Below are 8,347 nucleotides of genomic sequence, written 5' to 3'. Positions count from 1 at the left end.
CCCTTCCCCGCGCCCCCCGGCGCACGCACACCCCGTCCGATCCCCGATTCGTGACCGACTTGAACTTGGGTCTACTCTCGGACGACCGAGCGGTGATCGGAACCGTCCGTGGAGGAGAGGATAGAGGCGATGGCGAGGGCGCGGATCGTGGATCCGGAGGAGGGGCCCAGGTCGAAGCGCGGCGCGATTCTCGTGGCCGCCGTGGAGCGGTTCGGGGAGGACGGCTACGAGAACACCAAGTGGTCGGAGGTGGCCGACCGGGTCGGCATCGGGCAGACCGCCCTCTACCACTACTTCGAGTCCAAGGCCCACTGCCTGCTCACCATCATGCGTCTCGAACTCCAGCGCTCCCACGACCAGTTCGTCGAGGCCACGAAGGACGAGACGGAACCGGTGGAGGAACTGCGCGCCGCCGTGCGCACCGCCTTCGCCGTCACCGAGCAGGAGATCCGCCAGATGCGCATCCTGCAGGCCAACATGTCGCTGCTCGCCACCCCGCGGAAGTCCAAGCGCGAGGAGACCGAACGCGTCGCCGCCCGCCAGCTGGTGCAGATGGTCGAGCGGGACTGGACGAACCTGCTGATGCGCGGCATGTCCAAGGGCGCCTACCCCGTCCGCGACGCGCACACCCTCGGCCTCGCCGTCCTCGGCATGATCGTCAGCGTCTGGCGCTGGTACCGCCCGAGCGGGGCGATTCCCCTGTCGGAGATCAGCGAGATGATCGAGGGCTGTGTGGTGCGGATGGTCGCGGAATAGGCCCCTGCCCCGCCCCTTGTCGGCGGCGGGGCGGCTGCCTTACAGTCAAACTGAACTGAACTCAGGTTGCTTCAGGAGCTGAGGGAGAGCGATCGGCAATGGTGCTTCGCGAATACATGGCCAGGATGGACGGCCACGACCCGGAAAAGGCCCTCGAACTCCTGGAACCGGGCTTCCGGTTCCTCATCTCCCTCCCCGGCGGCCAGCGCACCGGCACGTCCCGCGAGGACTTCACCGGCTACCTCGCCGGCCGCGACGCGGTGGACCGCCGGCACGAGATCGTCCGGTACTCGGTGGACGGGGACGTCGAGACGGCGTACGGCTTCGTCGTCGACCAGGGCGTGACGACCGGGGCCTTCCTCTCCGCCGCGCAGGTCTCGCCCGCCGGGCTGATGGCGCGCTACCAGTCCTTCTTCACCCCGGACTTCGACCTCGTGGACCGGCCGTGAGCGCGCCGGCCACCTCCGCCGCCCCGTTCCTGACCACCTGGTTCGGGATCCTCGACAGCGACGACGCCCACCGCATCCTGGACCTGATCAGCGAGGACTTCTCCTTCTCGATCCTCTTCTCCACCGGGGGCGACGCCGGCACCGACTTCCACGGCGGACGGGCCGAGATGGAGGGCTACCTCGCCCAGCGCGAGGTGGGCGTACGCACCCACCATCTGCTCACCGCGTCCGCCGTAGGCCGGGACGAGCTGTATCTCGGCGAGGTGCGCAGGTTGGGCTCACCCGAGGCGACCTTCGTGGCCTCGGCCCGGCTGGACGACGAGGGCAGGGTACGACGGCTGCTGATCGGGCGCTCGCCCGCGGTCCTGTTCACCTGAGGAGGCGCGATGTACAACCTGGTCCTGCTGGCCGCCCGGCCGCCCGAGTGGACCCACGAGCGGTTCATCGCCTGGTGGCGCGGCGATCACGCCGACCTCACCCGGCGGCTGCCCGGTCTCAGGTCCTGGCGGCACACCGACCTCGACGCCGCCCTCGAACCACGCTCGGAGGGCTGGGACGGCGTGTCCGTGCTGAGTTTCGACACCCCCGAGGACCTGCGCACGGCACTCCGGAGCCCCGAGTGGGCGGCGGCCGTCGCCCAGGTCGGCGACATGCGCGGACGCCGGATCGCCGTCATGGGCGGCGAGACGGAGATGTACGGAGGCTGAGCACGCCCGGGGCGCGTTCCCGGGCCGACCCCGCCCACCCTCCTACGCGCGGTGGGCCCTTCGCGACGAGGCGAGGAAGCGGATGCGACAGACAGTGCGGGAGTTCCAGGAACGGTCCGAAGAGGCCGATTTCACGGCCGTCGTCGACGATCACGGACGTCACGGCGCGCGCGATCTGCTGCGGCGAGCGGGTGAACTGGCCGAGGCGATGACGCCGGCCGGCACCCCGGGCGGCACCGTGCTGCTCCAGGCCGACAACTCGTGGCGCACGGTCGCCGCGACGCTCGCCGCCGGACTGACCGGCGGGGTCCTGGCCCTGCTCAACCGGCACACCACCCGCGCCGAGTTCACCGCCGCCCTGGAGGACATCCGGCCGGACGTCCTGATCGCCGAACCGTCCGCGATCGAGGACTGGGGCGGCGCGGGAGCGCTGCCGGGCGCGGTGGCGGCGGAGTCTCTCGACGGCTGGACCGTACTCGCCGGCCGGGGCCCGCGCGATGTCTCCCGGTGGTCCGGCGGAGCCGTCATCGGTCTGACCTCCGGCTCCACCGGGCGTCCCAAGGGTGTCGTCCAGTCGGAGAGCGCCCTGCGGTACGCGTGCTCGTGCACGGTCGACGTCAACGGTCTGCGCGAGGGGGACGCGGTGGCCGCCGTCGTCCCGCTCTCCTCCACCGCCGCGTACTGCTTCGGGGTCTGCCTCGCGCTGATGCTGGGCGGGCCGCTCGTGCTGTCCGGGCGCTGGGACCGCGAGGAGGCGCTCGCGCGGATGGCCGCCCATGACGTCCGGTGGACGATGTGCGTGCCCACCATGGCCCTCCAGATGGGTTCCGCGGCCGCCGGTTCCAAGGTCCTCGACGGACTCCGCTCGATCACCGTCGGCGGCGGCCCCATGGACCGTGGCGCCCTCGGCCGTGCCGAACGCTCCCTGGGGACGACGATCCTGCGCGTCTTCGGCATGTCGGAGTGCCTCGGCCACACCTCCCCCCGGCCCGACGACCCCGAGGAGGTCCGTCTCGGCCGCGACGGACGGCCCTTCCCCGGCACCGACCTGCGGGCCGTGGCCGCCGACGGCACCGTCCTGGGGCCCGGCGCGACCGGTCGCGCCCAGGTGCGCGGCCCGTCCCTCTTCCTCGGTTACGCCCGCGACGGCAAGGTCGAACCGCCGGCCCTCACCCCGGACGGCTTCTTCACCACCGGCGACCTGCTGATGACCGCCGAGGACGGCACGGTCACCGTCATGGGCCGGGAGAAGGACGTCATCATCCGCGGCGGACGCAACCTCGACATCACCGAGATCGAGCGCGCCGTCGCCGCGCACCCGGCGGTGGCGCGCGCCTGCGTGGCCCCCGTACCCGACCCGCTCCTCGGCGAACGCGCCGCCGTGCTCGTGGTGGTGGAGGACGGACACGACGGACTCGGCCTCGACGAGATCACCGCGCACCTCGCCCGCACCGGCCTGTCCAAGGCCAAGTGGCCCGAGTTCCTCTTCACCGTCCCCGAGCTGCCCCAGACCACCGTCGGCAAACTCGACCGCTCCGGGGCCCGCGCGCTCGTCCACGACCTGCACGCGAGGCTCGCCCCCCACCGCGAACAGCACCGCCGAGGAGATGCATGACCACCCCCACGACCCACACCCCCCGTTTCGACCGCGGCCGTTGGGCGCACCCCGGACCCGAGACCGTGGGACCCGGCGTCCACCGCATTCCGCTCCCGCTGCCGGACGACGGACTGCGCGCCGTCAACGTCTACGCGCTGGAGGGGCTGACGGAGGGGCTGGTCCTGGTCGACGGAGGGTGGTCGATCCCCGAGTCCCGCACGGCACTCGAGGACGCGCTGGGCGAACTCGGTCACGACCTCGGCGAGATCAGCCATGTCCTGGTGACCCACATCCACCGGGACCACTACACCCAGGCCGTCGAACTGCGCAGGCTGCTGGGCTCCCGGGTCTACCTCGGCGCGGGCGAGCGGCGGGGCCTGGAACTGCTGGGCGAGTTGCGCACCGACGAACCGGTCGGCTCGCTGGCGACCCTGCGCCGGGCCGGCGCCCACGAACTCGCCGAGCGCGTCGCCGCGATGTACGACGGCGACTTCGACGCCACCGTCTGGGAGGCACCCGACCGCTGGCTGCAGGCGGAGGAACTGAACTTCGGCGACGTACGCCTGACGGTCGTTCCGACACCCGGCCACACCCAGGGCCATGTCGTCTACCTCGACCAGGCACGCGGACTGCTGTTCTCCGGCGACCACGTCCTGCCGCACATCACCCCCTCCATCGGCTTCGAACTCGGCGGCCCCACGCTGCCGCTCGGCGACTACCTCGACTCACTGCGGCTGATGACCACACTCGCGGACGCCCGGCTGCTGCCCGCGCACGGCCCGGTCGGGGACAGCGTGCACACCCGGGTCGGGGAACTCCTGGCCCACCACGACGACCGTCTCGCCGAGACGCTGGCCGCCCTCGACGGCCGTACCCGGACCGCGTACGAGGTGGCGGGGGAGCTGGGATGGACCCGCCGAAGGGTTCCCTTCTCGAAGCTCGGACCCTTCGACCAGATGCTCGCCGTCAACGAGACGGCGGCGCACCTGGACGTGCTGGTGGCCCGGGGGAGGGCCGACCGCACACGGACCGACGAGGTCAACCGGTACACGCCCGTGGTGGTTGACGGGTCCGCTCACCGTGCGGTCCAGCCGCCGTCGACGTAGAGCTCGGACCCGGTCATGAAGCTCGACTCGTCCGAGGCGAGGAAGGCCACGGCGGCCGCCACCTCCTGGGGCGTGCCGAGCCGGCCGAGCGGCGTCCCCTCGAGCATCGCGGCCAACCGGGGCGTGCCGCGCCACAGTTCGCGCGAGCGCGGTGTCTCGATGAACCCGGGATGCAGGGAGTTCACCCGGACGCCCCGCTTCGCCCAGTGCAGCGCGGCGTTCTTCGTCATCAGACGTACGGCGCCCTTGGCAGCGTGGTACGAGAACTGGGCGCCGAACCCGCCGACCGTGCCGAAGATCGACGCGACGTTGACGACGGAGCCGCCGCCGGCCCGCTCGATGGACGGCCCGGCGTGTTTCATGCCGAGCCAGACACCGGTCTGGGTCACCCCGATGACCTGCTCCCAGGACTCCATGGTCTCGGTCACGACGGTGTTCATGCTGGCGATGCCGGCGTTGTTCACCAGCACGGACAACTCGCCCCGCCGGGCGGTCGTCTCGGCGACGGCCTCCTGCCAGGCCGCCTCGTCCGAGACGTCCAGGGCCAGCCCCAGGGCGCCGCCCCCGACCTCCTCCGCCAGCTTCTCGCAGCGGTCGACGTCGAGGTCGGTCACCACGACAACCGCGCCCTCGGCCGCGAGCCGGCGCACCACGGCGTCGCCGATGCCTCCCGTGGCACCGGTCACCAGCGCGGTCTTGCCTGCCATCCTGGAGCGCATCGGATCCCCTTGCCTCTCGGTCGTGCCGGTGGTGGTCAGTTCCGTACGCCGAGCCAGGCGAGGGCCCCGCCGTCGATGACGTACGCCGACCCCGTGATGAACGCGGCGTCGTCGGAGGCGAGGAAGCACGCCAGCGCGGCGACCTCCTCCGGGCGTCCGAGCCGCTCCACCAACTGGGGCGCGGTCAGCTCGCGTTCGGCGGCCCCGGGATCCGCGGCGGCGGCGAGGAAGTCCCGGGTGAGCCGCGTCTCGATGACACCCGGACAGAAGCAGTTGCAGCGCACCGGCGCCAGGTCGACGGCGGTGACCTTGGTCAGATGGATGACGCCGGCCTTGGTGACCCCGTAGGCGGGCGCGTTGGCGAAGCCGGTGAGGCCGGAGACGGAGGCGGTGTTGACGATGGCGGGCCCGCGCGTGGAGCGGCGCAGGAACGGCGCGGCGAACTTCGTCGTCAGCCACACCGCCTTGAGGTTGACCTCGTAGACCGCGTCCCAGACCTCCTCCGGGAGGGAGTCGACGCCGCGGTCCGGTTCGGTCGTGAACGCGGTCTCGATCACGCCGGCGTTGTTGACCAGGACATCCAGTCCGTCGAAGTGCTCCGCGGCCCGCGTGACCATGCCGGCGATGTCGTCGCGGACGCGCAGATCGCAGACGATGGGCTCCGCGCGGGCCCCGGCGGCGCGCACCAGGGCCGCGGTCTCGGTGGCTGTCTCCGCGTCGCGGTCGGCGACGGCCACGGCGGACGCGCCCCGACGGGCCAGCTCCACGGCGATCGCCCGCCCGATGCCCTGCCCCGCGCCGGTGACCAGCGCGGCCTTGCCGTCCAGGGAACCCACCGCCGCGCCTCCCGAGCCCGACCACGACATGAACTGAACTAGCTTCATTTTTTCGGAGTCTACGGTCGGCTGAGCGGGGGCGACAAGCCCCGGGCGGACTGAACCCGATTCCGCCCGTGACGGCGACTCAGAGCCGCAGGACGACCAGGGCGGTGTCGTCGGTGCTGCCGGTCGCGGGGAGGAGGTCCGCCAGCAGGGCGTCGGCCAGAGGCTCCGGGTCCGCCTTGCGGTGGCGGGCGAGGGAATCGGCGAGGCGGGCCAGACCGACGTCGATGTCCTCGTCGCGCCGCTCGATCAGCCCGTCCGTGAAGAGGACCAGAGTGGCGCCCTCGGTGAAGGACACGGTGGCCTGGGGGCGGGGGAGATGCTCCGGGCGCGCGCCGAGCGGCGGGTCGGTGGCCTGGTCCAGGAAGGTCACGGTGCCTTCGCGGTCCACCAGGGCGGGCGGCGGGTGACCGGCGCTGCTGTAGGTGATGGTGTGGCTGTCCCAGTCGACGAAGGTGTTCACCGCCGTCGTCGACTCGGCGCCCTCGACGTAGCGGGCGTACAGCCCCAGCGCGTCCAGCGCCTGCGCCGGGCCCTCCACGACCCGGGACGCCGAGCTCAGCGCGCTGCGCAGCTGTCCCATGACGCACGCGGCCGCGAGCCCGTGGCCGACGACGTCACCGACGGCCAGCGCGATCCGGTCGCCCTGGGTGGGCAGGTCGACCAGGTCGTACCAGTCGCCGCACACGTTCAGCGCGCCGACGGCGGGCCGGTAGCGCACGGCCGTCCGGTGCTGCTCGATCGGCCGCGGGGCGGGCAGCAGCGCCGCCTGCAGCGTCAACGCCACCTCACGCTCCCGGGCGTGCGCCTGGCGCAGACGTTCGTTGACCTCCTGCAGCTCACGCGCGCGTGTGTAGAGCTCCGCCTCCAGGACCCGGGCCTGCCGGTCGCTGCTGCCGGTGCCCCCGCGGGCCCGGATGAGCTCCGTGACCTCCTCCACCCGGTGCGCGATGAGGGCCACCTTCCCGTCCGGGCCGAGGATGGGCGCGTTGACCGGGCTCCAGTAGTGCTCCTGCCAGTGCCCGGGCCGCTCCGGGTCCTCGATGTCGTAGCGCTGCAGGGCCATCGTGTCGCGCTCGCCGGTGGCGACCGCACGCAGCATCGAGGCCTTCACGTCCCGCATGCCGGCGGCCGCCGGGTCGTTCGGGTTCTCCGGGAAGACGTCGAAGATGTAGCGGCCCACCAGCTGCTCGCGGGTGCGTCCGGACAGGCGCTGGAAGTCCTCGTTGGCGTCCGCGTACACCAGGTCGGGGGTCAGCAGGGCCACCATGCCCGGGAGACCTCGGAAGACCGCCGCGTAGTCGATCTGCGGTTCCGTCATGCACTGCCTGCCTCGCCCCGAGCCGTTATATGAGTGATTTTCCACGATAGAGGGGAAAAGGCCCCAGGGGTGCGAGAGTGCTCCGTCCGGCGTCCGCCGGTTGACGCGCGACGGCAGAACCCCGCGGCCGTATTCACCCGGCCGTCCGCCCTCCTGGGATCGGCCCCGCTCGGCTACCCTGACCCGGGAGGTGGCCAAGTGGCTGAAAACGAGCGGGAGTTGGTGGAGTCGACCACCGTGGTGGTGATCGGCGCGGGGCCCGCCGGCATGACCGTCGCCAACCTGTTGCGGCGCAGCGGCGTCGACTGCGTGGTTCTGGAACGCCGCAGCCGCGCATACGTCGCGCAGCGGCAGAGGGCCGGCATCGTGGAGACCCGGGCCGTGCGGATGTTCGATTCCTGGGGGCTGGCCGACCAGGTCCTGGGCGGAGTCCCGTACGACGGCATCCTCGAGTTCCGGGTGGACGGCGAGCGTCACTTCGTGTCCGACGGCGACGGCTCCGACGGCCCGGCCGCCCAGCTCTGCCCCCAGCAGGTCCTGGTCCAGAAACTCACCGCCCACTATCTCGCCGACGGCGGCGACCTGCGCTTCGAGGCGGCCGACGTCTCCCTGCACGACCTGACCGGCGAGCACCCCACCGTCCGCTACCGCGCCCCCGACGGCACGATCCACGCCCTGACCTGCGCCTTCGTCGCCGGCTGCGACGGTGACCACGGCATCAGCCGCGCCACGGTCCCCGCCGGCGCCCTCACCGCCCACGCCTTCGACCACGGCATCGGCTGGCTCACCGTCCTCGCCGACGCACCGCCCC

General features: G+C 72.2%; 10 protein-coding genes. 7 read left to right on the top strand and 3 right to left on the bottom strand.

Features of this window, described 5'->3' with window-relative positions:
* Positions 1–108: 108 nt before the first annotated feature.
* The 6 genes from GRC12_RS38575 to GRC12_RS38550 all read left to right on the top strand — a co-directional run bounded on the left by GRC12_RS38575 (position 109) and on the right by GRC12_RS38550 (position 4,615).
* Positions 109–756 (top strand): TetR/AcrR family transcriptional regulator, encoded by a 648-nt coding sequence (locus GRC12_RS38575; protein WP_308286732.1) that lies wholly within the window; start codon positions 109–111, stop codon positions 754–756.
* A 98-nt stretch (positions 757–854) separates the two neighbouring features.
* Complete coding sequence (locus GRC12_RS38570) at positions 855–1,205, top strand: nuclear transport factor 2 family protein (RefSeq protein WP_208785005.1); 351 nt, start codon at positions 855–857, stop codon at positions 1,203–1,205.
* Complete coding sequence (locus GRC12_RS38565) at positions 1,202–1,582, top strand: hypothetical protein (protein WP_208785003.1); 381 nt, start codon at positions 1,202–1,204, stop codon at positions 1,580–1,582. The genes GRC12_RS38570 and GRC12_RS38565 overlap by 4 nt, the downstream gene beginning before the upstream one ends.
* Before the next feature lie 9 nt (positions 1,583–1,591).
* Complete coding sequence (locus GRC12_RS38560; protein ID WP_208785001.1) at positions 1,592–1,912, top strand: EthD family reductase; 321 nt, start codon at positions 1,592–1,594, stop codon at positions 1,910–1,912.
* 82 nt (positions 1,913–1,994) lie between these two features.
* Complete coding sequence (locus GRC12_RS38555) at positions 1,995–3,527, top strand: class I adenylate-forming enzyme family protein (RefSeq protein ID WP_208784999.1); 1,533 nt, start codon at positions 1,995–1,997, stop codon at positions 3,525–3,527.
* Positions 3,524–4,615, top strand: a complete 1,092-nt coding sequence (locus GRC12_RS38550) for an MBL fold metallo-hydrolase (RefSeq protein ID WP_208784998.1) — start codon at positions 3,524–3,526, stop codon at positions 4,613–4,615. The genes GRC12_RS38555 and GRC12_RS38550 overlap by 4 nt, the downstream gene beginning before the upstream one ends.
* Here the strand turns inward: GRC12_RS38550 and GRC12_RS38545 are convergent.
* The 3 genes from GRC12_RS38545 to GRC12_RS38535 all read right to left on the bottom strand — a co-directional run bounded on the left by GRC12_RS38545 (position 4,585) and on the right by GRC12_RS38535 (position 7,536).
* Positions 4,585–5,322, bottom strand: coding sequence for an SDR family NAD(P)-dependent oxidoreductase (locus tag GRC12_RS38545; RefSeq protein WP_439959933.1), 738 nt, complete (start codon positions 5,320–5,322; stop codon positions 4,585–4,587). The genes GRC12_RS38550 and GRC12_RS38545 overlap by 31 nt on opposite strands.
* Before the next feature lie 47 nt (positions 5,323–5,369).
* Positions 5,370–6,218 (bottom strand): SDR family NAD(P)-dependent oxidoreductase, encoded by an 849-nt coding sequence (locus GRC12_RS38540; protein WP_244374430.1) that lies wholly within the window; start codon positions 6,216–6,218, stop codon positions 5,370–5,372.
* A 79-nt stretch (positions 6,219–6,297) separates the two neighbouring features.
* Entirely contained in the window at positions 6,298–7,536 is a 1,239-nt protein-coding gene (locus GRC12_RS38535; RefSeq protein ID WP_208784994.1) for a PP2C family protein-serine/threonine phosphatase, read from the bottom strand.
* Between the two features lie 198 nt (positions 7,537–7,734).
* On the opposite strand from GRC12_RS38535, the gene GRC12_RS38530 reads away from it, so the two are divergent.
* Positions 7,735–8,347 (top strand): FAD-dependent monooxygenase (locus GRC12_RS38530; protein WP_208784992.1); only part of this gene is annotated, 613 nt, incomplete at its 3' end.

Source organism: Streptomyces griseorubiginosus, from assembly GCF_017614965.1.
Taxonomy (GTDB): domain Bacteria; phylum Actinomycetota; class Actinomycetes; order Streptomycetales; family Streptomycetaceae; genus Streptomyces; species Streptomyces griseorubiginosus_B.
The sequence above is the reverse complement of the archived record's forward strand: the minus strand, read 5'-3'. Positions and strand labels throughout refer to the sequence as shown.